This is a genomic window from Paenibacillus sp. CMAA1364, assembly GCF_054373195.1.
Window position 1 is genome coordinate 295,621 of sequence record NZ_JBITNB010000002.1, and the last position, 26,582, is coordinate 322,202.

The 26,582-nt window shown below is 41.0% G+C and carries 25 protein-coding genes; 24 read left to right on the forward strand and 1 reads right to left on the reverse strand.

Annotated elements, in window-relative coordinates:
- The first annotated feature begins 28 nt into the window (after positions 1 to 28).
- The 16 genes from ACH8E3_RS03080 (at position 29) to ACH8E3_RS03155 (ending at position 15,263) form a co-directional block, all read left to right on the forward strand.
- Positions 29 to 802, forward strand: coding sequence for a cell division protein FtsQ/DivIB (locus tag ACH8E3_RS03080; RefSeq protein ID WP_458631128.1), 774 nt, complete (start codon positions 29 to 31; stop codon positions 800 to 802).
- A 214-nt stretch (positions 803 to 1,016) separates the two neighbouring features.
- Positions 1,017 to 2,282 carry a cell division protein FtsA gene (gene ftsA / locus ACH8E3_RS03085; protein ID WP_458631129.1) on the forward strand — a complete coding sequence of 422 codons (1,266 nt, stop codon included), beginning with the start codon at positions 1,017 to 1,019 and terminating at the stop codon, positions 2,280 to 2,282.
- A 62-nt stretch (positions 2,283 to 2,344) separates the two neighbouring features.
- On the forward strand, positions 2,345 to 3,460 hold the full coding sequence (ftsZ, locus tag ACH8E3_RS03090; RefSeq protein ID WP_458631130.1) for a cell division protein FtsZ: 1,116 nt from the start codon (positions 2,345 to 2,347) through the stop codon (positions 3,458 to 3,460).
- 232 nt (positions 3,461 to 3,692) lie between these two features.
- The gene (gene spoIIGA / locus ACH8E3_RS03095) at positions 3,693 to 4,667 is read left to right on the forward strand and encodes a sigma-E processing peptidase SpoIIGA (RefSeq protein ID WP_458631131.1); all 975 of its coding nucleotides are present in this window, start codon (positions 3,693 to 3,695) and stop codon (positions 4,665 to 4,667) included.
- A 105-nt stretch (positions 4,668 to 4,772) separates the two neighbouring features.
- Positions 4,773 to 5,498 (forward strand): RNA polymerase sporulation sigma factor SigE, encoded by a 726-nt coding sequence (gene sigE / locus ACH8E3_RS03100; RefSeq protein WP_458631132.1) that lies wholly within the window; start codon positions 4,773 to 4,775, stop codon positions 5,496 to 5,498.
- Between the two features lie 114 nt (positions 5,499 to 5,612).
- Positions 5,613 to 6,395 (forward strand): RNA polymerase sporulation sigma factor SigG, encoded by a 783-nt coding sequence (gene sigG, locus ACH8E3_RS03105; RefSeq protein WP_458631133.1) that lies wholly within the window; start codon positions 5,613 to 5,615, stop codon positions 6,393 to 6,395.
- Positions 6,396 to 6,583: 188 nt separating this feature from the next.
- Complete coding sequence (locus tag ACH8E3_RS03110; RefSeq protein WP_458631134.1) at positions 6,584 to 6,880, forward strand: YlmC/YmxH family sporulation protein; 297 nt, start codon at positions 6,584 to 6,586, stop codon at positions 6,878 to 6,880.
- Positions 6,881 to 6,928: 48 nt separating this feature from the next.
- Positions 6,929 to 7,774: a peptidoglycan editing factor PgeF gene (gene pgeF / locus ACH8E3_RS03115; RefSeq protein WP_458631135.1), complete on the forward strand. Its 846-nt coding sequence runs from the start codon at positions 6,929 to 6,931 to the stop codon at positions 7,772 to 7,774.
- Positions 7,775 to 7,787: 13 nt separating this feature from the next.
- The gene (locus tag ACH8E3_RS03120) at positions 7,788 to 8,477 is read left to right on the forward strand and encodes a YggS family pyridoxal phosphate-dependent enzyme (protein ID WP_458631136.1); all 690 of its coding nucleotides are present in this window, start codon (positions 7,788 to 7,790) and stop codon (positions 8,475 to 8,477) included.
- Between the two features lie 2 nt (positions 8,478 to 8,479).
- Positions 8,480 to 8,923: a cell division protein SepF gene (locus tag ACH8E3_RS03125; protein ID WP_458631137.1), complete on the forward strand. Its 444-nt coding sequence runs from the start codon at positions 8,480 to 8,482 to the stop codon at positions 8,921 to 8,923.
- A gap of 7 nt (positions 8,924 to 8,930) precedes the next feature.
- Positions 8,931 to 9,200 (forward strand): YggT family protein, encoded by a 270-nt coding sequence (locus ACH8E3_RS03130; protein WP_458631138.1) that lies wholly within the window; start codon positions 8,931 to 8,933, stop codon positions 9,198 to 9,200.
- Between the two features lie 5 nt (positions 9,201 to 9,205).
- Positions 9,206 to 9,991 (forward strand): YlmH family RNA-binding protein, encoded by a 786-nt coding sequence (locus ACH8E3_RS03135; RefSeq protein ID WP_458631139.1) that lies wholly within the window; start codon positions 9,206 to 9,208, stop codon positions 9,989 to 9,991.
- 103 nt (positions 9,992 to 10,094) lie between these two features.
- Positions 10,095 to 10,580, forward strand: a complete 486-nt coding sequence (locus ACH8E3_RS03140; protein WP_458631140.1) for a DivIVA domain-containing protein — start codon at positions 10,095 to 10,097, stop codon at positions 10,578 to 10,580.
- Between the two features lie 816 nt (positions 10,581 to 11,396).
- Positions 11,397 to 11,561: a hypothetical protein gene (locus tag ACH8E3_RS03145; RefSeq protein ID WP_458631141.1), complete on the forward strand. Its 165-nt coding sequence runs from the start codon at positions 11,397 to 11,399 to the stop codon at positions 11,559 to 11,561.
- A 152-nt stretch (positions 11,562 to 11,713) separates the two neighbouring features.
- Complete coding sequence (ileS, locus tag ACH8E3_RS03150; protein WP_458631142.1) at positions 11,714 to 14,803, forward strand: isoleucine--tRNA ligase; 3,090 nt, start codon at positions 11,714 to 11,716, stop codon at positions 14,801 to 14,803.
- Between the two features lie 136 nt (positions 14,804 to 14,939).
- Positions 14,940 to 15,263, forward strand: a complete 324-nt coding sequence (locus ACH8E3_RS03155) for a DUF5665 domain-containing protein (protein WP_458631143.1) — start codon at positions 14,940 to 14,942, stop codon at positions 15,261 to 15,263.
- On the opposite strand, the gene ACH8E3_RS03160 is transcribed toward ACH8E3_RS03155, so the two are convergent.
- Complete coding sequence (locus tag ACH8E3_RS03160) at positions 15,260 to 15,982, reverse strand: TraR/DksA C4-type zinc finger protein (RefSeq protein WP_458631144.1); 723 nt, start codon at positions 15,980 to 15,982, stop codon at positions 15,260 to 15,262. The two genes, ACH8E3_RS03155 and ACH8E3_RS03160, sit on opposite strands and share 4 nt — an antisense overlap.
- Positions 15,983 to 16,210: 228 nt before the next feature.
- On the opposite strand from ACH8E3_RS03160, the gene lspA reads away from it, so the two are divergent.
- The 8 genes from lspA to carB all read left to right on the forward strand — a co-directional run bounded on the left by lspA (position 16,211) and on the right by carB (position 26,580).
- Positions 16,211 to 16,702, forward strand: coding sequence for a signal peptidase II (lspA, locus tag ACH8E3_RS03165; RefSeq protein WP_458631145.1), 492 nt, complete (start codon positions 16,211 to 16,213; stop codon positions 16,700 to 16,702).
- Positions 16,703 to 16,731: 29 nt separating this feature from the next.
- Positions 16,732 to 17,658 carry an RluA family pseudouridine synthase gene (locus tag ACH8E3_RS03170; protein WP_458631190.1) on the forward strand — a complete coding sequence of 309 codons (927 nt, stop codon included), beginning with the start codon at positions 16,732 to 16,734 and terminating at the stop codon, positions 17,656 to 17,658.
- A gap of 96 nt (positions 17,659 to 17,754) precedes the next feature.
- A complete protein-coding gene (locus ACH8E3_RS03175) occupies positions 17,755 to 19,011 on the forward strand; it encodes an LL-diaminopimelate aminotransferase (protein WP_458631146.1) in 1,257 nt (418 codons plus the stop codon).
- A 260-nt stretch (positions 19,012 to 19,271) separates the two neighbouring features.
- Complete coding sequence (pyrR, locus tag ACH8E3_RS03180) at positions 19,272 to 19,859, forward strand: bifunctional pyr operon transcriptional regulator/uracil phosphoribosyltransferase PyrR (RefSeq protein ID WP_458631147.1); 588 nt, start codon at positions 19,272 to 19,274, stop codon at positions 19,857 to 19,859.
- Positions 19,856 to 20,764, forward strand: coding sequence for an aspartate carbamoyltransferase catalytic subunit (locus ACH8E3_RS03185; protein ID WP_458631148.1), 909 nt, complete (start codon positions 19,856 to 19,858; stop codon positions 20,762 to 20,764). Before pyrR ends, ACH8E3_RS03185 begins: the two co-directional genes overlap by 4 nt.
- 101 nt (positions 20,765 to 20,865) lie before the next feature.
- Positions 20,866 to 22,155, forward strand: coding sequence for a dihydroorotase (locus ACH8E3_RS03190; RefSeq protein ID WP_458631149.1), 1,290 nt, complete (start codon positions 20,866 to 20,868; stop codon positions 22,153 to 22,155).
- Between the two features lie 71 nt (positions 22,156 to 22,226).
- Positions 22,227 to 23,366 carry a carbamoyl phosphate synthase small subunit gene (locus ACH8E3_RS03195; RefSeq protein ID WP_458631150.1) on the forward strand — a complete coding sequence of 380 codons (1,140 nt, stop codon included), beginning with the start codon at positions 22,227 to 22,229 and terminating at the stop codon, positions 23,364 to 23,366.
- Positions 23,359 to 26,580 carry a carbamoyl-phosphate synthase large subunit gene (gene carB, locus ACH8E3_RS03200; RefSeq protein WP_458631151.1) on the forward strand — a complete coding sequence of 1,074 codons (3,222 nt, stop codon included), beginning with the start codon at positions 23,359 to 23,361 and terminating at the stop codon, positions 26,578 to 26,580. Before ACH8E3_RS03195 ends, carB begins: the two co-directional genes overlap by 8 nt.
- Positions 26,581 to 26,582: the final 2 nt, after the last annotated feature.

Below are 26,582 nucleotides of genomic sequence, written 5' to 3' on the forward strand. Positions count from 1 at the left end.
GGTAAGGGGCATTTTATGGAGAGTTGATATGGAGAGAACTTCTATTCCTGCATTAAAAACTAGCAATCCACGGAAGGTAAAAGCTAGTCGCAAGATCTTAATCATTCTTTTTTTATTGTTTGTAGTTGTACTAGCTATATTATTCTTCAGATCACCTATCAGTCGAATAGCCGAAATTCAATTTCAAGGTAATGTATTCTCTTCGAATGAACAATTGAAACAAGTTGTGGAGATTGGTGTTGGAGATCAATTTTTTGGTGTATCTGCTTCAACACTTGAGAAGCGATTAACAGCAGTGGATTCCATACAGAATGTCACAGTGACCAAGAAATTCCCTGGGAAAATCAAAATTATTGTTCAGGAGTATTCAACAGTAGCTTATGAACTAGGAGATGTTGGGGATTTGATGGCGATTCTATCCAATGGTGCTAGGGTATCTGTGGATACAAGTGGTATTGCTGTTGAGAAGCCTATATTGATGCAATGGGATCCAAAAGACCCCTATAAAGTAGAACTCTGTAAGATTCTTGGAGTTATTCCTAATCAATTAACATCAGATATCTCTGAAATCATTCCATCGCCTACGCTATCCTTTCCAGACCGTATTAAAATGTATACTCGTTCTAAATTCGAGGTGATTACTGCGGTATCTTTACTGAAGGATAAAGTAGAATATCTTAATCAAGTTATCGAGACGGAGGAACCAGGAGTGATCACCATGCTTGAAGCTGATGCTTATGTTCCTTTTTTACCAATAGATAGTAAGGCTGAAGAAGTGGATGGGACTACTAATAGCAAGTAAAAAATGCTACAATCAGATTTATGGACAAGTTTATTTCTTTCTCGTAAAATTAAATGATAGACTTTTTTTACATTCTATTAATACAAAAGTAAAAATAATGTAGAAAAAAGAGGAATAGATAAAGGTATGTTGAATAAGTAATGAGAATCTACACAAAAATGAGAATCTACACAAAATGGTATTTTAATTTATTATTGAACAGGAGGTGCCACGGTTGAGCAACAATGACATCATTGTTAGTTTGGACATCGGTACATCCAAAGTTCGTGCTATTATTGGTGAAGTAACTAATGGAGCCTTTAATATTATTGGAGTTGGATCTGCCGACTCAGAGGGAATTCGCAAAGGCGCAATTGTAGATATTGACCAAACCGTACAATCTATTCGTAATGCAGTTGAGCACGCAGAGCGTATGGTTGGCATTCAAATATCTGAAGTATATGTCGGCATTTCAGGGAATCATATTGGACTTCAATCAAGCCACGGAGTCGTGGCAGTATCGAACGAGGATAGAGAAATTGGAGAAGAAGATATCGAACGTGTTCTAAAAGCGGCTGAAGTTGTAGCTTTACCACCCGATAGAGAAATTATTGATGTCGTAGCAAAGCAATACGTTGTGGATGGTCTTGAAGGTATTCAAGATCCACGAGGTATGATTGGTGTTCGTTTGGAAGTAGAGGCAATTATCATTACAGGTGCCAAGACAGCGATACATAATCTTTTGCGTTGTGTAGAGAAATCTGATCTGAAAGTTAAAGATTTGGTGCTCATGTCACTAGGTGCAGGTCAGATGGCTTTATCCAAAGATGAGAAGAAGATGGGTTCCGTACTTGTTGATATTGGAGCAGGGACGACAACGGTGTCTATTTTTGAAGAAGGTGCCATGGTAGCTACGTCTACGTTGCCTATTGGTGGAGAGTACGTTACTAATGATATTGCTTATGGACTGCGGACATTAACGGATCAAGCAGAGAAGGTCAAACTTAAATATGGTTGCGCCCTCATTGACGATGCGGCACCAGATGTTATATTCAAAGTAACACGAATTGGTAGTAACGTCGAAAAAGAATTCAGTCAACAAGACTTGGCGGCTATCATAGAGCCTAGAGTTCAAGAAATATTCTATCTCCTTCATCAAGAAGTGAAGCGTCTAGGATACAAGGAACTTCCTGGAGGGTATATCCTTTCAGGCGGAACAGTAACGATGCCAGGTGTTCTTCAAGTAGCACAGGCTGAGCTAGCTGCGTCTGTGCGAATAGCAGTTCCAGACTATATAGGTGTAAGAGACCCCGGGTTTACAAGCGGAGTCGGAATTATTCATAACGTTATACGAAACTATCGAATTCGTAATACGGCGTCTGTGAACAATAAGAACCCCATGAATCGCAATAATAAAGTGAATCCTGCATCAAAACAAGGAAAGCCCCAGAAATCGGGGATGATGGAACGTTTGAAGAATATGTTCAGTGAGTTTATATAAGGTGTTCATATCAAAATGAACGAGCCATCCATGCATGCACAATGAGGGGGAGATGGAACAGTATGTTGGAATTTGATTTTGAAATGGAGAGCTTAGCTCAGATTAAAGTTATTGGTGTCGGTGGTGGTGGTAGTAACGCTGTTAACCGAATGATTGAAAATGGTGTCCAGGGTGTTGAGTTTATTACAGTCAATACAGATGCTCAAGCACTGCATATGGCTAAATCTGAACATAAGTTACAGATTGGTGATAAGCTGACAAGAGGTCTTGGAGCAGGTGCAAATCCTGATGTTGGTAAAAAAGCAGCAGAGGAATCTCGGGAACTTATTTCCAATACACTTAAAGGTGCTGACATGGTATTTGTCACTGCTGGTATGGGTGGAGGAACGGGTACAGGTGCAGCTCCAGTTATAGCTGAGATCGCAAGAGAATGTGGAGCATTGACTGTGGGCGTCGTTACTCGTCCATTTACTTTTGAAGGTAGAAAACGTTTCTCACATGCTGAACTTGGCATAGAAGCGCTGAAAGAAAAAGTAGACACATTGATCGTTATTCCGAATGATCGACTCTTAGAAATCGTAGATAAGAAGACACCGATGCTAGAAGCCTTTAGAGAAGCGGATAATGTTCTTCGACAAGCTGTACAAGGTATATCTGACCTAATTGCAGTACCGGGTCTCATAAACTTAGACTTTGCTGACGTTAAGACCATTATGACAGAACGTGGATCAGCGTTGATGGGTATAGGTGTAGCTAGTGGTGAGAACCGCGCATCTGAAGCCGCACGCAAAGCCATTATGAGTCCCTTACTAGAAACGTCTATCGAAGGAGCTCGTGGTGTGATCATGAATATCACAGGCGGTTCAAACCTATCACTATATGAGGTGAATGAAGCTGCAGAGATTGTTACATCTGCTTCTGATCCTGATGTGAATATGATCTTCGGTGCAATTATTGATGAAGATTTAAAAGATGATATTAAAGTTACTGTTATTGCTACTGGATTTGAGCACAAGCCAGCGATTCCACATACTCAAATTCGTAAGACCGTAACGCCTGAGAATGAAGTTGCTGATAAGACGAACCAAAACTTACGTCCATTTGGTAATCAAGCCTCTAGTGATCAACTGGATATACCTACATTTTTACGGAATCGTACACGTCCGAATAACGACTAAATCACATGCATTTAATAATCCCATGTAAAAGGGTTCGATTTTCCTACTAGGAAAATCGAACCCTTTTACGTTTCTTTTGTTAGATTTCGACAAAAATATAGCCAATTTGACTTCCATGATTAGACAGACTTTGGATAGAGACTTTTCTATACTAAATTTATCTTCTAAAAAAGTAGCACTAGGTTCTGCTGACATCCTTCCTCGTAGATAATATTTCAGGTAGGTGAGGGTTATGGTTGTCTATATCGATCTTATATTTATCTTTAATCTAGTTATTGATGCAACGGTATTGTGGTTAACGGGATGGATGCGAAAGCTTAAAGTGCCTTGGTGGCGAATCCTTCTATCCGCATTATTGGGTGCCCTTTATGTCATTATGATGTTCTTACCTGTTCTTAGCTTCATGTATACCTTTCTTATTAAGTTCGGATTATCCTTAATGATGTTGTGGATTGCCTTTGGGTTTAAGAGTTTACAACACTATATTAGGAATTTAGGGACTTTCTATATGATTAATTTTGCGGCAGCTGGTGGAATTGTTGGAATTCATTATTTGCTACAAAACACAGGTGATATTTGGAACGGAATACGGTTCACAACATCGGGAGGGTTTGCTTTTGAATTAGGTATTGGTTTCTGGTTTATTATCATTATGTTCTTTGTTGTTATGTACGGGTTCAAAGTGGTGCAATCCTCGAAGCGGAAGTTCGACGATAGACAAGTCTATTTAGCGGAAGTGAGGGTAGTGATCTCTAATCAAGAGGTGAGATGTAGGGGGCTTCTGGATACAGGTAATCAGCTATGTGACCCTCTAACTCGTATACCCGTCATGGTGATGGAGGCGACATTATGGCAAGACCATCTTCCTGAATCATGGAAAGGCAAGCTTGCTGATGGAGAAGCGGACAAACTCATTATGGAAATGGGGGAAGAATCTAATTTTCTGTGGCAAGATCGTATCCGGTTAGTTCCGTATCGGGGTGTGAACCGTAGTGCAGCATTCATGTTAGCCCTTAAACCGGATCTTGTTGAAGTTAATATTAATGGTATGACAACAACAACTACAAGAGTACTTATAGGGCTTGATGGAGGTGAGCTATCTGGTGAAGGAGCATATCGAGCCATCATTCATCCAGAGCTTGTACAGGATGACTCAGCCACTCCAAGTCAGATTGAGATTCCCGTGGGTAGTCCGCCTACGATGTGATTTAACCATAAGAATGATTTCGGGACGAAGATAGTTTTCTTACAGAAAACTCAGCTTATGCTTACGAAGATAGTTTTCTTACAGAAAACTCTTAGGAGGAATGAAATGATATTAGCAAAATGGAGATTGGTTGCACAAGTACAATATTATCGCATTCTATTTGTATTTGGACTCAAAAGTGAAGAGATATATTATATTGGTGGTAGTGAGGCACTGCCTCCACCGTTGACACGGGATGAAGAGGAATATTTACTGCAAAGGTTATCCACAGGGGATGCAGCTATTCGAGCGATGTTGATCGAGCGTAATTTAAGGTTGGTTGTGTATATTGCTCGTAAATTCGAGAACACCGGTATCAATATTGAAGATTTAGTATCCATTGGTGCAATAGGTCTCATTAAGGCAGTCAATACATTTGATCCAGAGAAGAAAATCAAGCTTGCCACTTATGCATCTCGTTGTATTGAGAATGAGATTCTCATGTATTTAAGAAGAAATAATAAGATTAGAAGTGAAGTTTCTTTTGATGAACCGTTAAATATTGATTGGGATGGTAATGAATTATTATTATCCGATGTGATGGGTACGGAGAATGATGTGATTTATCGCAATATTGAGGAGCAAGTGGATCGCAAATTATTGCATAAAGCGCTTGAGAAATTGACGGATAGAGAGCGAACAATTATGGAGCTTCGCTTCGGATTACAAGATGGCGAAGAGAAAACACAAAAAGATGTAGCTGATATGTTGGGCATTTCACAGTCCTATATCTCTCGACTAGAAAAGCGTATTATCAAACGGTTGCGTAAAGAATTTAATAAAATGGTATAAGTATTATTGATACTTGTTTGGTGAGTTTTTGAAAAGTGGTTTGAAAATAAGGAATAAAATGAGCCTCTGAGGAGATAATGTACAGTAATGTTTCTCCTTGGGAGGTAAATCATCATGACCCGAAACAAAGTTGAAATTTGTGGAGTAGATACAGCAAAGCTTCCCGTTCTAACAAATGTGGAAATGCGATTGTTGTTTCATTCCTTACAACAGGATAATGACCGTTCAGCTAGGGAAAAATTGGTCAATGGAAATTTAAGATTAGTACTAAGTGTTATTCAAAGATTTAATAATCGAGGTGAATTCGTCGACGATTTGTTTCAAGTTGGCTGTATTGGACTAATGAAGGCTATTGATAATTTTGACTTATCTCAAAATGTTAAGTTCTCTACGTATGCAGTACCGATGATTATCGGTGAAATCCGAAGGTATTTACGGGATAATAATCCAATAAGGGTATCTCGTTCTCTACGCGATATTGCTTACAAGGCGCTTCAAGCTCGAGATGCCTTAACGAATCAGAACTGTAGAGAACCTACCATATTTGAAATATCGGTTGCACTCAATATACCTAAGGAAGATATCGTGTTTGCACTCGATGCTATACAGGATCCTGTATCATTATTTGAACCGATATATCACGATGGTGGTGATCCGATCTATGTCATGGATCAAATCAGCGATGATAAGAATAAAGATGTTTCGTGGATTGAGGAAATTGCCTTAAGAGAGGCTATGCATAGATTAGGGCAACGTGAAAAGTTAATCCTCTCGATGCGTTTTTTTGAGGGGAAAACACAGATGGAGGTAGCGGATGAGATTGGGATTTCACAAGCCCAAGTATCACGATTAGAGAAATCAGCGATTCAGCAAATGCAGAAATATGTTAAGACATAATCAGCGAGAACATAATTAGATATGAAGGCATATATATAGCGATCCTAAGTGATCGCTTTTTTTGTTTTTCATGATGTGATCATTTAATATTTAGTGGTTGTCGATTGGGTCATGACATATATTAACCATATAGCTCTTTTGAGATTTGTTTAAAAAATGACTTCACAAAAAGGTATGGTGGTTAAACTATGAAGATCTCCGATTTTCAAACAAAGGATGTCATAAATATTATTGATGGTAAACGTTTGGGCCAGATCAGCGATCTCGAGCTTGACCTTCGTCAGGGTAGGATTGATGCTATCGTAGTCCCTAGTTATAGTAAGTTAATGGGGCTGTTTGGAGGTCGAACCGAACTAATCATTCCATGGAACCAAATTGTAAAGATTGGATCTGATGTTGTTTTGGTCAAGATGGAAGAGGTTAAATCTATTAGAGATGACAAAGAAGCAGATCGATTGGAGCGAACGGATCGACGTCCTTACTAAGGGGTTCTTAGGAAAGATATATGATACACTGGAGTAGAGGTGAATTTTATGGAGCCATTTGTATTGAGGAATTGTGAAGTGAATCAACCAGAAGTATTCATATTAGAGTCATGGGATAAGGAATTAACCATTACTGCAGGATTTACTGGACGCCAAGGTGGAGTGAGTCAAGCTCCCTACGATAGTATGAATTGTGCTTTTCATGTTGCGGATCATGAAGTAGATGTTATCCATAATCGAATGAGACTTGTTGAATCATTAGGTATGAACCTAGATGCGTGGACTTGTGGTGAACAGGTTCATAGCAATCATATAGAGATCGTCTATGCAAAAGATAAAGGGCGCGGGAACAAGGATAGATCGACGGCATTTCAGAATACCGATGGATTACTAACCAATGTCCCTGGTATACTGTTAACTTCTTTTTATGCAGATTGTGTGCCGCTATACTTCTATGATGCTCAGAAACAGGTCGTCGGGCTTGCCCATGCAGGTTGGAAGGGAACCGTGTCAGAGATAGCATCCAACATGGTGAATCAAATGAAACAAGAATATGGTAGTCATGTAGCAGATATTAAAGCAGCTATTGGACCATCCATAGGGCCTTGTTGTTATGAGGTAGATGATAAGGTGATGTCGCATGTGTATGCATTAGAAAAGGAAATAGGTGATCACGCAACACCATCATCTACTTGGTACCAGAATAAGACCGCAGGAAAGAGCATGTTGAACTTGAAAGAAATCAATCGACACATTATGATAAAAGCAGGAATAATGCCGATACATATCGAATGTACTACTTGGTGTACAAGCTGTAACAATGATGTATTCTTCTCGTTTCGTAAAGATGCAGGAGTTACAGGACGTATGGCTAGCTGGATCGGCTTAAAGTGAGGTGGTATTTTCTTTGACAATTGTAGATCGAATAAGTGACGTAGAATCTCGAATTAACGATGCTTGCATAAGAAGTGGAAGATTAAGAGAAGATGTAAATACCGTTGTAGTTACGAAATATATATCTTTGGAAAGAACCGCTGAATTTCTCAGTCATGGATGTAAGCATATTGGGGAGAATCGTTGGCAGAATGCCGAAGAGAAGTGGCATGTATTAGGCGAAATGGGAATTTGGCATTTCATTGGTCATCTTCAAAGTAATAAAGTGAAGGATGTTATCAATAAGTTCCAATATATCCATTCACTAGACAAGCTATCACTTGCTCAGGAACTTGAGAAGAAAGCAAGTCAATTGGGTATTGTTGTGAATGTATTTGTTCAAGTAAATATCTCTGGTGAAGACACGAAATATGGTTTAGCACCTCAGAATGTAGCTCCATTTCTAGAAGAGATAAAAGGATTCAACCATATTAGAATTGTAGGATTAATGACTATGGCTCCCTTCGAGGAGAATGCCGAGAATACACGGACAATATTCAGAAGTCTGAGAAATTTAAGAGATGATCTTAATCGCCAGTCCATTACCCGCGAACCTATGACAGAATTATCTATGGGAATGTCGAATGACTTTGAAGTCGCGATTGAAGAAGGATCTACGTGGATACGTTTAGGATCTATTCTAACAGGGAAAGAGGAGGGTTAAATATGGGAGTTATGAATCGATTTATGAACTTCATGGGTCTACAGGAAGAAGAGGAAGTTGTAGAGCGTGAACCTCTCGCTACTGAAGAAGAGGAATTTGGAACTTTAAATGCGGAGCCACGTAAGAATCAAAGGAGTAATGTTGTTAGCATTCACTCACAAAAAAATGTTAAAGTAGTATTATACGAACCACGTTCGTATGATGAGGCACAAGAGATTGCCGACCATTTGCGTTCACATCGCACGGTTGTTATGAATTTACAACGTGTTCGAAATGACCAAGCGTTCCGTATTATTGACTTTGTCAGTGGAACTGTTTATGCATTAAGTGGAAGCATATCCAAAATAGGAGGTAACATCTTTCTGTGCACCCCAGATACAGTTGAAATTCAAGGGAATATTTCCGAGATTTTGGCTGAAGAGCTTGAACACAACAGAATGAGGTGAAACCGTATTGATCCAAATTGATCGAATTCTCAACTTATTATTTGAAATTTATTTTTACATGATTGTTATTTATGTATTAATGTCATGGCTACCCAATTTACGCAACAATTTTATTGGTGAATTATTGACCAAATTAGTTGAACCGTATCTAGCTCCATTCCGTCGATTCATTCCGCCTATTATGGGAATGATTGATATTTCACCAATCATTGGCTTGTTTGTATTGCAATTTGTACAACTTGGCTTGAAATTTCTTATCCACTCCATTTTCTTTTAGGACCTATGATGGTGAAGGATATATTAGATCATTTCAATCATGATGAGAAAGAGTTCGTTGACAGAGCGTGGGAATGGGTAATTCATGCAGGTCAGTACCATGAACAGAAATTGACCGATTTCGTAGATCCAAGGCAAGCATATATATTGCAGACGCTAGTGAATAGGCATCCTGATGCACAAATTCACTTAGATGGTGGTTATGATGGCGCTGAAAGATGCCGTGCAATCATTGCTCCTGATTATCGTATTCTTGAAGATGAACCCATGGGGTTAGTTGTACTTAGTATCTATTCCGGAGATCAGAAATTTCTAGAACTTGAACATGCTGATTACATGGGTGCTATTCTGAGTCTAGGTATCAAGCGGAGTAAGATTGGTGACATCCATGTGTTGGACAATGGATGTCATTGCATTGTTAGTGAAGACATCTCCTCATATCTTCATATGCAATTAGACCAAGTGCATCGTATTCATGTACAAAGTGAGATATTGCCCCTAGATCAACTTAGGACAAGCGAAGCCTCACTGGAGACCATGGACCTTACGGTGGCTTCCTTGCGTCTAGATGGAATTGCATCAGATGTATATCGATTAAGTCGTAGCAAGATTCTAGCTCCTATTAAAGCTGGTCGATGCCGAGTGAACTGGAAAGTGATCATTGACCCTTCCGCTGTCTTGAAAGAAGGGGACATGATTTCTTTGCAGGGATGTGGACGTTTCAAAGTATTAGAAGCAGGCGGACTAACCAAAAAAGGTCGTTATCGAGTGAGGATCGGAAAATTTGTATAAGTAGTTTGCAGGAAGTGAGCGGTTCTTGTCGAATTGAGTTATCCAAGAAGAATCTTGTGTCACGATTTAAATTGATTGCCGAAATTACAGGAGGTGCACATCCATGTCGTTAACACCATTGGATATACATAACAAAGAATTTGGTCGCCGTATCCGCGGTTATGACGAAGATGAAGTCAATGAATTCTTAGATCAAGTCATTAAGGATTATGAGGGTGTAATTCGCGAGAATAAGGAATTACACAATCAAATGTTCAATCTTCAAGAAAGACTAGATCACTTTGTTAATATTGAAGAATCTCTTTCTAAGACTATTATTGTTGCTCAAGAAGCAGCTGATGATGTGAAATCGAACGCTAAGAAAGAGTCTCAATTGATTCTTAAAGAAGCAGAGAAAAATGCGGATCGAATTATTAATGAAGCATTATCTAAATCTAGAAAAATTGCCATGGAAGTCGAAGAGTTGAAGAAGCAAGCTTCCATTTATCGTACTCGGTTCCGGACACTTGTTGAAGCCCAGTTAGAATTATTAAGTATGGATGGTTGGGATACTTTAGACAATCGTGACGAGATGAAGGAATTGTTATAATTCTTTAATGAATTGACATTTTATCCGTAAAAGGCTATAACTATATTCATATTATTATGTAAATAAATGCTCCAATAATGATTTGATGATGGGACAAGTACCTTTATGAGCTGTTCTACCAGAGAGTTGGCGTAATGCTGAGAGCCAATGTTCAGAACGTAATGTGGAAGATCCTCCCGGAGAAGTGATGCTCAAAACGTCTTTGACGTTAGTAGGCTGAACCGGTCTGCCGAACGTTATATCGGCTCCCTGCTGTAATTCAGCAAGGACATGAGATATTGCTTATCTAGATTTTCTGATAAGTGAAATTAGGGTGGTAACGCGAGCTAAAGTCTCGTCCCTTTGGGGATGGGGCTTTTTTTGCGTGTCCATCCCCCTAAGTCCCCCTTTCGAAGGGGGATTCCAAAGGGCCCGCCCTCTGGACACCTGAAAGTTTGGTGGATGGTGTTCGTGCGCGGAGGGGAGTCATGGTGGAGGCGGGAGCGGCTCTTCCTCGATTCCCCTTGCGGGATCATCTTCGGCCACCTTCCATGGGAGCTCTGCCTGGTCGCTTCGCATGACGTGCATCAACAGACGAATGATGGAGCGTGGCGGTTGGGAGCTACATGAGTGTGTGGTGAAAGTCCCAACCTCGACTCCCCTCTGGGGACGTCTACGGGTTCCTTTCACTTGGGTGAATGAGTTGCTTGAGTGCGGATCAACAGACGAATGATGTGACGCGGCGGTTGGGAGTTACATGGGTGTGTGGTGAAAGTCCCGACCTCGACTCCCCTCTGGGGACGTCTACGGGTTCCTTTCACTGTTGGAGTGAGTTGCTTGAGTGTGGATCAACAGACGAATGATGCAGCGTGGCGGTTGGGAGTTACATGGGTGTGTGGTGAAAGTCCCCACCTCGACTCCCCTGCGGGGACGTCTACGGGTTCCTTTCACTTAGGTTCTGAGTTACCTGAGAGCGGGCCTTTTGCTAGCAAAAGGCGGTAAGAGGGGATACGCTCCCATTGAACTTTAAACAGACGATGTAGTTATTACGATGAAATTTTGGGTGTCCAGAGGGCTAGCCCTTGGAATCCCCCTTACAAAGGGGGACTTAGGGGGATGGCTTCCGCGACTTATTTTGAAAGGAATGATCATTTATGCAAAGAGTCGATGTCAAAGAAAAGGCGCGTGCTAGAGAGCAACGCGTGTTGAAGAAATGGAATGAAGAAGGAACATTCCGTAAATCTATAGATCGCCGTGAGGGTAAGCCGAATTTTGTATTTTATGAAGGACCTCCAACAGCTAACGGGAAACCGCATATTGGACATGTACTAGGACGAGTGATTAAGGACTTCGTAGGTCGTTACCAGACGATGAAGGGCTACCGTGTTGTACGTAAGGCAGGATGGGATACGCATGGTCTACCGGTTGAATTAGGCGTGCAGAAGCAACTTGGGATCACGCATAAACACGAGATTGAGGAATATGGTGTTGAAGCTTTTATTAAGAAGTGTAAGGAAAGTGTATTTGTGTATGAAGAGCAATGGCGTGAGCTTACAGAAGCTATCGGCTACTGGACAGATTTAGATGATCCCTATATCACGTTAGATAACAAATATATTGAGAGCGTGTGGAACATCCTTGCGACGGTTCATGATAAAGATTTGTTATATCGTGGTCATCGCGTGAGTCCGTATTGTCCAGATTGCCAGACGTCTCTCAGTTCTCATGAGGTTGCACAAGGATATAAGGATATTAAAGATCTGAGTGCCACGGCTAAATTTAAATTACATGATAGTGGTGAATATGTTCTTGCATGGACAACTACACCTTGGACGCTGCCAGGGCACGTTGCTCTAGCTGTGAATCCGGATATGGAATATGCGCGTGTACAGCAGGATGATAGCATTTATATCGTGGCCAAAAACTTGGTAGATAGCGTCATCAGTGGTGAGCATGAAGTTCTCAGTACACTGAAGGGTTCTGAGTTAGTAGGTAAGACATATGATCCACCGTTTACGTATACCCAATTAGAAAAGTCTAATGTCATTTTGGGTGCTAAATTTGTTACAGATGCCAGCGGTACAGGTATCGTTCATATGGCTCCTGCACATGGTGAAGATGACTATAGAGTGTGCAAAGAAAATGATATTGATTTCGTAAATGTCGTGAATCTTCAAGGTTGCTATGTTGATGAAGTGACGGAGTTGGCTGGTCGTTTCGTTAAAGATTGTGATATTGATATTGTCAAAATGCTCTCAGAGCGTGGATTGCTCTATAGTAAGGAGAAATATGAGCATAGCTATCCTTTCTGCTGGCGCTGTGATACACCATTACTGTACTATGCAATGGATAGTTGGTTCATTAAGACAACTGCAATCAAGGATCAACTGATTGCGAACAATAGCGAGGTAGAATGGTATCCAGGCCATGTTCGCGAAGGACGCTTCGGTAAATTCCTAGAAGATCTAGTGGACTGGAATATTAGCCGTGATCGTTATTGGGGTACACCACTGAATATCTGGATCTGTGAAGAAACAGGGGAGCAGTTCGCACCACATAGCATAGAAGAGCTTAGAGCGCGTGCTATTGGAGATATTCCTGCAGATTTAGAGTTACACAAGCCGTATGTGGATGAAGTGAAGGTTCGCAGTACATGTGGCAAATATATAATGACACGTACGCCAGAAGTCATTGACGTGTGGTTCGATAGTGGTTCAATGCCGTTCGCTCAGCAACATTACCCTTTTGAGAATCAAGAGACGTTTGAACAACAGTACCCAGCTGACATGATCTGTGAAGGTATTGATCAGACGCGTGGATGGTTCTATAGTCTTCTAGCTGTATCGACGCTACTTACAGGGAAAGCACCTTACAAGGCAGTTATGGCTACAGGACATGTGCTGGATGAACAAGGGCAGAAGATGTCTAAGTCCAAAGGAAATGTTATCGATCCATGGGAGATCATTGAGGAGTATGGAACGGATGCGTTCCGTTGGGCGTTATTATCAGATAGTGCACCTTGGAATAGTAAACGTTTCTCCAAAGGAATTGTGGGGGAAGCGAAATCGAAGTTAGTTGATACCCTTGTCAATACACACGCATTCCTAACGTTATATGCGAGTATTGATGGCTATCAACCATCGGAGCATCCATTTGAGCCATCGGATCATAAGTTAGATCGTTGGATACTGTCGCGTCTGAACAGTCTGATTAAGACAGTGGATAAAGGGTTAAGCGTTAATGACTTCCTGAATGCTTCCAAAGCGATTGAAGCATTTGTGGATGAATTGAGTAACTGGTATATTCGTCGTTCCCGTGATCGGTTCTGGGGAAGTGGTCTTACCAAAGATAAATTAGATGCTTACCGTACATTGACGGAAGTCATGCTTACTACAGCGAAGCTAATTGCACCATTCACACCGATGTTGGCTGAAGATATTTACTTGAATCTGAGTGGTGGAGAGAGTGTCCATCTGGACGATTATCCACAAGCGAATGAAGCTTTGATTGATGAGGCGCTAGAGCAGGATATGGAGACCGCACGCCGTATTGTTGAATTAGCACGTAACGTTCGTAATGAGACAGGAATCAAGACGCGACAGCCATTGTCTGAACTCATTGTCTCCATTGATCATGGGTTTGATCTACCGGGATACGAGGATATCATTACCGAAGAGATTAATGTGAAAAGAATCGTGACTCAGGCGGATGATAGTGGATTTGTTGATCTTACACTCAAACTTAACTTGAAAATTGGTGGTAAGAAATATGGTAAGCATGTGGGCTTCTTGCAGAACTACTTCAAGGGTATGTCTTCTGAAGCTACACGCGAAGCTGTAGAGAGTGGCATTCTTCATATTACTTCACCTGATGGGGATGAGTTCGATATCACGTCAGAAGAATTACTTGTTGATAAGCAGGCTAAATCTGGTTTCGCTTCCGCTTCAGGATATGGGATTACGGTTGCATTGAACACAGAGATTACGTCGGATCTGGTACAAGAAGGATGGGTGCGTGAAGTGATTCGCGCTGTGCAAGATTATCGCAAAAAGCTTGATTTACCAATCGAGAAACGTGTGATCTTGACGCTAGATGTTGATGATGAGCTAAAAGAGGCTATCACAGCATTCGATCATGTATTACGCGAGAACGTATTGGTCAATGAGTTTATGTTTGGTTCGATGGAATCCATGGAACGAGTTGATCTAGCTGGGAAGTCAGTGGGTATCTATATCGCAGATTAATTAGAAACCATTTTGAACATAATAGATGTAATGACATGAGAACGAGCCTTAAGCCGGTTATTGGGAATTTAACATCCCGAACGGACTAAGGCTCGTTCTTCTTGACATAAGTGATTTCCAGAAGGAGCGAAAAGCCATGGTAGAAGAGAACAAAGATACTTCTGTCGAAATCGATCACTCAGAAGAGACCTATAATCTATTAACTAAGTTGGCGAACAGTTTAGAGAAATCGCGAATTGCAGAATACACAGCATTGTTACATCGGCCATGGCGTTTAATTTGGTTGAATGTACTTTCAGGTACAGCACGTGGTGTAGGGATTGCTATTGGATTCACTTTTTTTGCTGCTACCATTATCTATTTACTACAAATTCTCGGTGCTCTGAATTTACCTATTATTGGGGATTATATCGCAGACATTGTACGTATTGTGCAAAGACAATTGGAATTGAATTATTAATCCAGTGCTGAGAATGTATCGATACCCTCACCTGTGTCCATGTACTGTTGGTAATGACTATTACGTATAATACCTATTGGTTTTCCTTCAATATCTGCTGCAATAAAACTTTCAATGGCTTCGACACATCCCTCTATTTCGTTGTCAGCTTCAATGGCCATGTCATCATAGCTCTCGATCTGGTGATCTTCTGCCATAGCGGGTGAATTCGATGTGCCCCAGCTTTCTACGATTTGCCAGGTATCTTCACCATCGAATCCATTTTGATTATCACGTTCATCTAGACTGGTTCGGCCAAACGGTGGCATTAGAAATTCTTCCTCCACAGGACGATTATTGGAGACAGTCTGTCTGTCGGAGTGTTCCTTACAGTAACTTGTTGCTGGTATTGCTATTAATCGATCATAAGGAATAGCCTTGTGACATACATGACAACTCCCATACGTGCCTTTGCTAATCTGCTCCAAGGCAGACTCAATTCGCTCCAATTGCATTTCATCATGTTCTACAAGCGAAATGTCCATACTTCTATAATAAAGATCTGTTGCAACGTCAGCAGGATGGTTATCAATACTCGACAATTCACCTGTTGAAAAGCGGAAGGATTCATCCAATCCGTGATGATCATTGTCCTTGGTTCGTTGAATAATATCCTCTTGTTCAAGTTCTAACTGTGTTTGCAAATGTTTGATCTGTGTTAATGTTAAGGTTGGTGTCATAGCGTCTCCTTTCTTACATCGGTTGGGTGTAGGGAGTTATTATTGTCTTATTATATAGTGTGCGGAATGAATGGATTTTAAGTGAGGGAAATAATCTCCGTAATGGTCCTTTATGGACGACTTTAGATGGCCTGTGATACAATGAATAGGTCTGTAATTCGTATTTATTACCATAGACTAATGATTAATGAAAATGGTGGAGACCATAAGATTGGAGTGACTTGACCTATGATATATTACATAATTGCGTTAGTTGCCTTCCTGGTGGATCAAGGAACGAAATATTTGATTGCAAGTCGAATGGAACTAACTGAACAGATTCCAGTGATCGGTAATTTCTTCCTTATAACATCACATCGTAACCGTGGTGCAGCCTTTGGAATACTTGAGGATCAACGATGGTTCTTTATCGCCATTACGATCGTTGTAGTCATTGCGATTGTTTGGTATTTACAAAAAGTAATGAAAACAAGTAATAAGATACTACCTCTTGCACTGAGTTTGGTACTAGGAGGAGCGCTCGGTAACTTTATTGATCGCGTGATTGCTGGAGAAGTAGTGGATTTCTTGCAGTTCAACTTTGGAAGTTATACGTTTCCGATTTTTAATATTGCAGATTCATGTATCGTTGTTGGAGTTGGATTAATTATTGTTGACTCTTTCCTTGATATTAAAAGAAATCCAGCCAAACCGAATACGGAAGGAAATGAAGAAGCGTGAATGACAGCAAGAATTACGAAGAAGAAGTATTGAACGAAGATCTAGATACAAGAGATTTTGTAGTTGAAGAGTGCTCGGCTAAAGAGCGTATTGATAAATATATTACCGAGATGTGGGGAGAAGAAGTCTCCCGTTCCCAAGTCCAATTATGGATTGCGGATGAACATGCCACAGTAAATGGGAAGGCCGTTAAGGCGAATTATAAGCTTTCTGTGGGTGATCAGATTCAAGTTATCGTTCCCGAACCTATATCGGTAGAAATTGTAGCACAAGATATTCCGCTTGATGTTGTTTATGAAGATCAGGATCTTATTGTAGTGAATAAGCCAAGAGGAATGGTTGTGCATCCTGCCCCTGGTCATTCGCAGGGAACATTAGTGAATGCACTAATGTATCATTGTAAAGATTTATCTGGCATTAATGGTGAGTTACGCCCTGGAATAGTACATCGCATTGACAAAGATACTTCGGGGCTCATTATGGCTGCGAAGAATGATAAGGCGCATGCTTCGCTAGCATTACAGTTGAAGGAGCATTCGGTCACCCGTCGTTATGTAGCGTTGGTTCATGGTAATATCGCACATCATCATGGCACGGTGGATGCTCCCATTGGACGAGATCCAATGGATCGTAAGATGTACACCGTGAAGGAATCCAATAGTAAAAAAGCTGTAACTCATTTTACAGTACAAGAACGTCTAGGAGATTACACCTTGCTAGAACTTAAATTGGAGACTGGTCGGACGCATCAGATCCGTGTCCACATGAAGTTTATTGGACATCCTTTAGTTGGAGATCCCATCTATGGTCGTGGTAAAGGCGTTAAATTTACTGGGCAAGCTCTTCATGCGGCAGTATTAGGCTTCGTTCATCCATCAAGTGGTGAGTACTTAGAGTTTAATGCTGATAAACCTGAAGACTTACAGGATCTGATTACGAGTCTACGTAGTCGCTAATAGTACAAAATATTCAGAGTATAGTCCATGGCTAAGAGCCATGGACTTCTTCATATTTATAGATATAAATATGGCTGAATTGGAGATGGAAGTGCTATGAGTAGAAATAATGATCCAATGACCTACATTCGAACAAATATTGCAGATCGACTAGGTGGTTCTAACTATGGTACAGACACTGCCATATATAAATTTGAGAAGATTAAGCGTGCTAAGGTGGCCGCTAAGAAAGAACACCCCCATATCGAGTTGATCGATATGGGGGTGGGTGAACCAGATGAGATGGCGGATGATAGAATAATAAGCAAGCTAGCGGAAGAAGCGAATAAGTCAGAGAATAGAGGGTACGCAGATAATGGAATACCGGAGTTTAAAGTAGCTTGTGCAAGGTATTTGCATGAGGTATTCGGAGTTAAAGGAATCGATCCGATCGACGAAATTGTCCACTGCATTGGTTCGAAGTCCGCTTTAGCTATGTTACCTACCTGCTTCATAAATCCAGGAGATATTACAATTATGACTATACCGGGATATCCAATTATGGGGACACATACGCAATATTTAGGCGGGGAAGTATTTACAATAACATTACGTAGAGAGAACCAATTCCTGCCTAATCTACAAGAGATTCCTGAGCATGTAGCAAGGCGTGCTAAACTCTTATATTTAAATTATCCTAATAATCCTACGGGTGCTAGTGCAACGATTGATTTTTTTACAGAAGTGGTAAGATGGGCTGAGAAATATCAGGTTGTTGTTGTACATGATGCACCTTATGCAGCACTGACTTACGATGGTATGAAGCCATTAAGTTTCCTTTCCATTCCTGGAGCGAAGGAGGTTGGGGTTGAACTGCATTCGTTATCTAAATCATATAACATGACAGGCTGGAGAATTGGCTTTGTAGCGGGTAACCCATTGATTATTAATGCGTTCAGTGATGTGAAAGATAATCATGATTCTGGTCAATTCATAGCAATTCAGAAGGCAGCAGCCTTTGCGCTAACATATCCGGAAATAACGGAGCAAATGGCTACTAAATATTCTCGTCGTCATCAGTTACTTGTAGATGTATTGAATGAATTGGGATTCGTGGCTAAGAAACCAAAGGGTTCTTTCTTTCTATACGTTGAAGCTCCTATAGGAATAAAGGGTGGGCGTCGATTCAATTCTGGTGAAGAGTTCTCCCAGTTCCTAATTCGGGAGAAATTAATATCAACGGTGCCCTGGGATGATGCCGGGCATTACATCCGATTCTCAGTCACTTTCGCATCCCAAGGTGTTGAGGATGAGATAGAAGTGATACAAGAATTGAAACGCCGACTAGTCGATGTTGAGTTTGAATTTGGTTGACAACTGTTTTTCATTCTGTCATAATCCTTGTAGATGAATAGCACCTTTAATTCAGTCCCGTGAGACTGGCAAGGTTACGTGAACCGAGGTTCACCGCTTAATACTCGTATATTTATATACGAGAGGTTATGTGGCGACCTGTCACTCATTCGATAGATATCGGATGAATGACAATGCGAACTCCTTGCCCTTTGGGTAAGGAGTTTTCTTTGGTTAATTACGGGGGAATGAAGGAATTTCCTTTAGAGGAGTAATGAATAATGAATAAAGAAGTACATGTGATTATGGATGAGACTGCCATTAGACGAGCACTAACAAGAATAGCCCACGAAATTTTAGAGAAGAACAAGGGGATTGAAGATTGCATCTTAATTGGAATAAGAACACGCGGAATTTACCTAGCACAGAGAATCGCTGAGCGAATTCAAGAGATTGAAGGCACGCCCATTACTTGTGGTGAACTGGATGTAACAGCGTATCGCGATGATAGATTACAAGAGTATAACCAAGCGTCTGGAGATGAGGCGTTGCCTGCAAGCATATTACAGAATAGCTTGGGAAATGTAAGTATACAAGACAAGACGGTTATATTGTTCGATGATGTTCTCTTCACGGGTCGTACCATTCGAGCGGCGATGGATGCCTTGATGGATTGCGGTCGACCACGAATGATTCAGTTGGCTGTGTTAGCGGATCGTGGACATCGGGAACTACCGATAAGACCAGATTATATTGGTAAGAACGTTCCAACTTCTAATTATGAAGAGATTGTAGTTGCTCTGATGGAGTTTGACGGTAAGGATGAAGTTAGGATCATACACAACAGAGAGAAGAGAGATTCATTATGATAGCAACTAACCTTAGAGATCGTAACTTATTAGGACTAAAGGATATTAGCAGGAATGAAATTGAATCTATTCTGGATAGAGCTGCATATTGGGAAGCCAACAATGAGAAAGTTGTACCCATACTTAATTCACATTTTGTTGCAAATATGTTTTTTGAAGATAGTACCCGAACACGATTTTCTTTTGAAATGGCGGAGAAACGTCTTGGTACACAAGTGCTGAATTTCTCATCAGCAAGTTCGAGCATCGAGAAGGGTGAATCTATCTACGACACAGTAAGAAGCCTTGAATCAATGGGGATTGATGCTGGTGTTATTCGATTAAAGCCTAATGGTGTGTTGCAACAGCTTGCAGAGAAAGTTAGTATTCCATTAATTAACGCAGGCGACGGAAATAATGAACACCCTACCCAAGGTCTGCTAGATTTATATACGATGCGTAAGCAATTTGGTGAATTAAAGGGTCTCAAAGTATCCATTATCGGAGATATCCGACATAGTCGGGTTGCACGTTCCAATCTATGGGCACTACAGAAATTCGGAGCTGAGGTTCGATTCTGTGGACCAACAAGCATGATGGCACCTGAACTAGAACAATACGCCCCATGTGTCACGATGGATGAAGCTTTACAGTCGAATGTAGTCATGATGTTAAGGGTACAACTGGAACGTCATGATACAGGATTATTGAAGTCATCTAAAGATTACAGAGAGCAATACGGATTGACGGAAGCAAGGGCAGAGAAGCTAGCTAAGGATACAATTATTATGCACCCGGGTCCAGTGAATCGTAATGTAGAGATGGATGATGCGATTGTGGAGAGTCCTCAGTCGATGATTTTCCCACAAATTAGTAATGGCGTACCGATTAGAACGGCGGTCATTGAACGAGCTCTACGTCTTTAAGAAATAACAAAGTATAAACTTACTAATAAATATACACAAATATGAATTTTTATTATACAATGAATGGAAGCTAAGTGAGCAATTCATGAGCGGAGGTTATTATGTTAACTATTATTTCAAATGCCAGTGTACTGAATCAACAAGGTCATGTCGAGAACAAACATATTCTAATTGAAGATGGAAAAATTAAGTCCATTGTAGATGCACAGACAAGTCTTTCGGAAATAACAGCAGGGGACTCAGAAGTTGTTGATGCGCAAGGAAAATTAGTAACGCCAGGATTCATAGATATGCATGTACATTTACGTGAGCCTGGATTTGAGCATAAAGAAACGATCGAAAGCGGAAGCCGTTCCGCAGCTAAAGGTGGTTTTACAACGATCGCATGCATGCCTAACACACGGCCTGTAACGGATAATCCAGATGTGATTAAGCTTATTCTAGAGAAAGCAAGCCAAGCTGGAATGGTAAAGGTTCTCCCTTATGCCGCAATCACTAAGAATGAACTTGGCCGAGAGCTTACGGATTTCGCAGCGTTAAAAGAAGCAGGAGCCATTGGTTACACAGATGATGGAGTAGGTGTACAAAGTGCACAAATGATGAAAGATGCGATGAAGATTGCTGCAGAGCTTAATATGCCGGTTATCGCTCACTGTGAAGATAATTCATTAGTGGTTGGAGCATGTGTTGCAGAAGGTGAATTCGCTAAGAAACACGGGTTGAAAGGTATCCCAAATGAATCAGAAGCTATCCATGTTGGACGCGACATACTGTTAGCTGAAGCAACGGGTGTACACTATCATGTCTGCCACGTTAGCACGGAACAATCCGTTCGATTGATTCGTCAAGCGAAAGCGATCGGTATTCATGTAACTGCCGAAGTATGTCCACATCATTTGGTACTATCGGAAGAAGATATTCCAGGGCTTGATGCTAATTGGAAAATGAATCCACCTCTTCGCTCGAAGCGGGATGTTGAAGCTTGTATTGAAGGTCTACTGGATGGAACACTAGATATGATCGTTACGGATCATGCACCACACAGTGCGGAAGAAAAGGCCAAAGGGATGGAGTTAGCTCCATTTGGTATTGTTGGATTCGAGACAGCATTTCCTCTTCTATACACTAAATTTGTCGCTACTGGATTATGGGATTTATCACTCCTTGTTCAACGAATGACAGCAGATCCTGCGAAAGTGTTCGGTCTGAATACAGGATTGCTTGAAGCTGGTAAGCCGGCTGATCTCACGATGATAGATCTGGATACTATAAAGAGCGTAGACCCAGAACAATTTCTTTCAAAAGGACGCAATACACCATTCACAGGTTGGGAATTACAAGGTTGGCCAGTGAAGACTTGGGTGGATGGGAAATTGGTATGGTCTGAATAACATAATACGAATGGCTATCAGTGACTGAATTATAAATATTACATGAACATATGACAGGGGAGTGTATAGGAATGCAAGCAAGATTATTATTAGACAATGGTACTCTGTTTACAGGATTGGCATTTGGTGCAGAAGGCGAATCAACAGGTGAAGTCGTTTTTAATACAGGAATTACTGGGTATCAAGAGGTATTGTCTGATCCATCTTACTGTGGACAGATTGTAACGATGACTCAGCCATTGATGGGTAATTACGGAATTACACGTGATGATTTCGAATCATACATACCCTTTATACATGGTTTTGTTGTTCGTAGACACGAACCTGTTCCAAGTAACTGGCGTGCACAGTATAGCCTTGATGAACTTCTAAAGGAGCATGGTATCGTAGGCATTAGCGAGATCGATACACGTATGTTAACTCGAATCATTCGCAGTCACGGAACGATGAAGGGTATTCTAACAACTTCAGCAGCTTCAGTTGAAGAGTTGCAAGAAAGATTAACAGGTAGTGAGATATTAACAGATCAGGTAGCTCGTACTTCCACGAAGACGATCTATACGAGCCCAGGTTCTAAAGAACGAATTGTCCTTATGGATTTTGGTTCAAAGAACGGGATTCTACGCGAACTCAACGCTCGTAACTGTGATGTTGTCATTGTTCCACAGGACACAACGGCTGAGGAGATTCGCCGTATGCGTCCTGACGGTGTCCTTCTATCTAATGGCCCTGGGGATCCTAAAGATGTTCCACATGCCATACGTACAGTAGAAGAATTGATCGGAGAATTTCCAATCTTCGGCATATGTCTAGGACATCAACTATTCGCTCTAGCTTCTGGTGCAGATACGGAGAAATTAAAGTTCGGACATCGTGGTGGTAACCATCCTGTGAAAGACCTAGCTACGAATCGTTGTTATATCACATCACAGAATCATGGTTATGCCGTAACAGAAAGTTCAATTGAAGGTACTGAATTAGAAATTACACACATTAACAATAATGATAAGACTGTTGAAGGTCTGAAGCATCGTGTTCATCCAGCGATGTCGGTACAATATCATCCAGAGGCAGCACCTGGGCCACAAGAAAGTAACTATTTATTCGATGAGTTTCTACAAATGATTGCTGATCATAAAGTGAATAACCCGGTACAATCTAGACAAGCTGAAATATTTGCAATTGCGAGAGGAGCTCAACTACATGCCTAAGAATAATGAATTAAAGAAAATACTTGTTATTGGATCAGGTCCCATCGTCATTGGTCAAGCAGCAGAATTCGATTATGCCGGTACACAAGCTTGTCAAGCTCTAAAAGAAGAAGGAATAGAAGTCGTACTTATTAATAGTAACCCTGCAACCATCATGACCGATACGAATATGGCTGATAAAGTATATATTGAACCGATCACATTGGAATTTGTTACACAAATTATACGCCAAGAGCGTCCAGATGGTCTTCTACCTACCCTTGGGGGACAGACTGGTCTCAACATGGCTGTAGAACTAGCCCGTGCAGGCGTACTTGAGCAAGAGAATGTGAAATTGTTAGGAACGCAGCTAAGCTCAATTGAGAAAGCGGAAGATCGTGATTTGTTTAGAGAATTAATGCGCGAACTTGACCAGCCAGTACCGGAGAGTGTTATCGTTACCTCTCTACAAGAAGCGCTTGATTTCGCTAACGAGATCGGCTATCCAGTGATCGTTCGTCCAGCCTATACGCTTGGTGGGACAGGCGGAGGAATTTGTGCAACAGAGGAAGAACTACGTGAAACAGTTGTATCTGGAATTCGTTATAGTCCTATCGGTCAATGTCTGATTGAGAAGAGCATTGCAGGTATGAAGGAAATTGAGTATGAAGTGATGCGTGATGCGAACGATAACTGTATCGTTGTGTGTAACATGGAGAACTTCGATCCTGTAGGCGTACATACGGGTGATAGTATCGTTGTGGCCCCAAGCCAAACGATGTCAGATCGTGAATATCAAATGCTAAGAACAGCTTCTGTCAGAATTATTCGTGCATTGAATATTGAAGGTGGATGTAATGTACAGTTTGCGCTAGATCCACAGAGCTTCCAGTATTATGTTATCGAAGTTAACCCTCGTGTGAGTCGTTCATCGGCCCTTGCTTCCAAGGCGACAGGATATCCTATTGCCAAAATGGCAGCGAAAATTGCTATGGGTTATACCTTAGATGAAATTATTAACCCTGTTACAGGACAGACGTATGCTTGCTTCGAACCAACATTGGATTATATCGTTAGTAAGATACCACGCTGGCCTTTTGATAAATTCGTTAATGCTAACCGTAAACTAGGGACGCAAATGAAGGCAACTGGCGAGATTATGGCGATTGGTCGTACATTTGAAGAATCCATTCATAAAGCCATTCGTTCGTTAGAGATTGGTGTTCATCGCTTCTATCTAGAGGGAACAGAATTGTTAAGCGAAGAGGTTCTTAACGAGCGCTTAGAGAAACCTGATGATGAGCGGATCTTCCTTATTGCCGAAGCTTTCCGTCGTGGTTATTCATTGCAACAGATCCAAGACTTAACACAAGTGGACTGGTGGTTCCTTGACAAGATTGAAGGGATTATCAAGTTCGAATCACGCATCCAACAAGAACAAATACTATCTTATGAAACGTTATACCAAGCGAAGAGACTTGGATTCACAGATAAATCTATAGCTGAAATTCGCCAACAAAATATATCAACAAGTCTTCAGATAACTGAGGTAGAAGTGCGTGAGTTCAGATTAAGTCATAACCTTCGTCCAGTGTTCAAAATGGTTGATACATGTGCAGCTGAATTTGAAGCTTCTACACCATACTATTACTCTACTTATGAGACGGAGAATGAAGTGATTCAGTCATCCAAAGAGAAAATTCTAGTGCTAGGTTCAGGTCCAATTCGAATCGGACAAGGAATTGAATTTGATTACTCGACGGTTCATGCGGTGTGGGCAATTCAAAAAGCAGGCTATGAAGCAGTTATTATCAACAACAACCCTGAAACGGTATCGACCGACTTCAATACATCAGACCGCTTATATTTTGAGCCTTTGTTCTTCGAAGATGTCATGAACGTCATTGAACAGGAGAAGCCTATTGGTGTCATTGTGCAATTCGGTGGTCAGACGGCCATTAATCTAGCGGCGCCATTGAGTGCAGCAGGTGTGAAAATATTAGGTACAGGACTTGCAAGTATCGATGAAGCAGAAGATCGTAAGAAATTCGAAGCATTGTTATCTCGATTGAATGTAGCCCAGCCTAACGGAAAGACCGTTATATCTGTAGATGAAGCAGTTGCTACTGCAGAGAAAATTGGATACCCGGTATTAGTTCGACCTTCCTATGTATTAGGTGGACGTGCAATGGAAATTGTCTACTCTGATGAAGAGTTACTAAATTACATGGAGCATGCAGTTAAGATTAATCCGGAACACCCTGTACTAATCGATCGTTACATGCTTGGAAAAGAAGTGGAAGTCGATGCAATCTGTGATGGTGATACGGTATTGATTCCAGGAATCATGGAACATATTGAGCGCGCTGGTGTTCACTCAGGTGACTCCATTGCAGTCTATCCGCCACAACACCTAGAAGATCATCTGAAAGAAAAGATCGTTAATATCACGATTAAAGTAGCCAAGGAATTGAAGACGATCGGTCTAGTGAATATTCAGTTTGTTATTCATCAAGACGAAGTTTACGTAATCGAAGTGAACCCACGTTCTTCTCGTACGGTTCCATTCTTAAGTAAAGTTACAACGATTCCAATGGCTAATCTTGCTATGCAAGCCATTCTAGGTACGAAATTGAAAGACTTAGGATACCAAGAAGGACTATGGAAAGAAAGTGAATATGTATCCGTGAAAGTTCCAGTGTTCTCTTTTGCCAAGTTGCGTAGAGTAGATACCACATTAGGGCCTGAGATGAAGTCAACGGGTGAAGTTATGGGTCGTGACCTTCAATATGCGAAAGCATTATACAAAGGGCTGATTGGAGCAGGCATGAAGATACCTTCCACGGGATCCATTATTGTAACTGTTGCGGATAAGGACAAAGATGAAGCTGTAGAGCTTATGACTGGATTCAAGAGATTGGGTTATAAAATATATGCAACAGGCGGCACAGCAGATGCTCTAATTAAAGCGGGTATTGAAGTAACGACTGTGAATAAGTTAAGCGAAGGGACACCGAATATTCTGGATCTCATTCGTACTGGTGAAGCACAGTATGTGTTTAATACACTTACTAAGGGTAAATTGCCACAGCGTGATGGATTTAGAATCAGACGTGAAGCTGTTGAGAATGGTATTGTATGTATGACATCACTAGATACAGTTAGAGCATTGCTCAGTATGTTAGATACGATCAACTTCTCATCTCAAGCTATGCCAGCATTCATTGGGCAATAGGT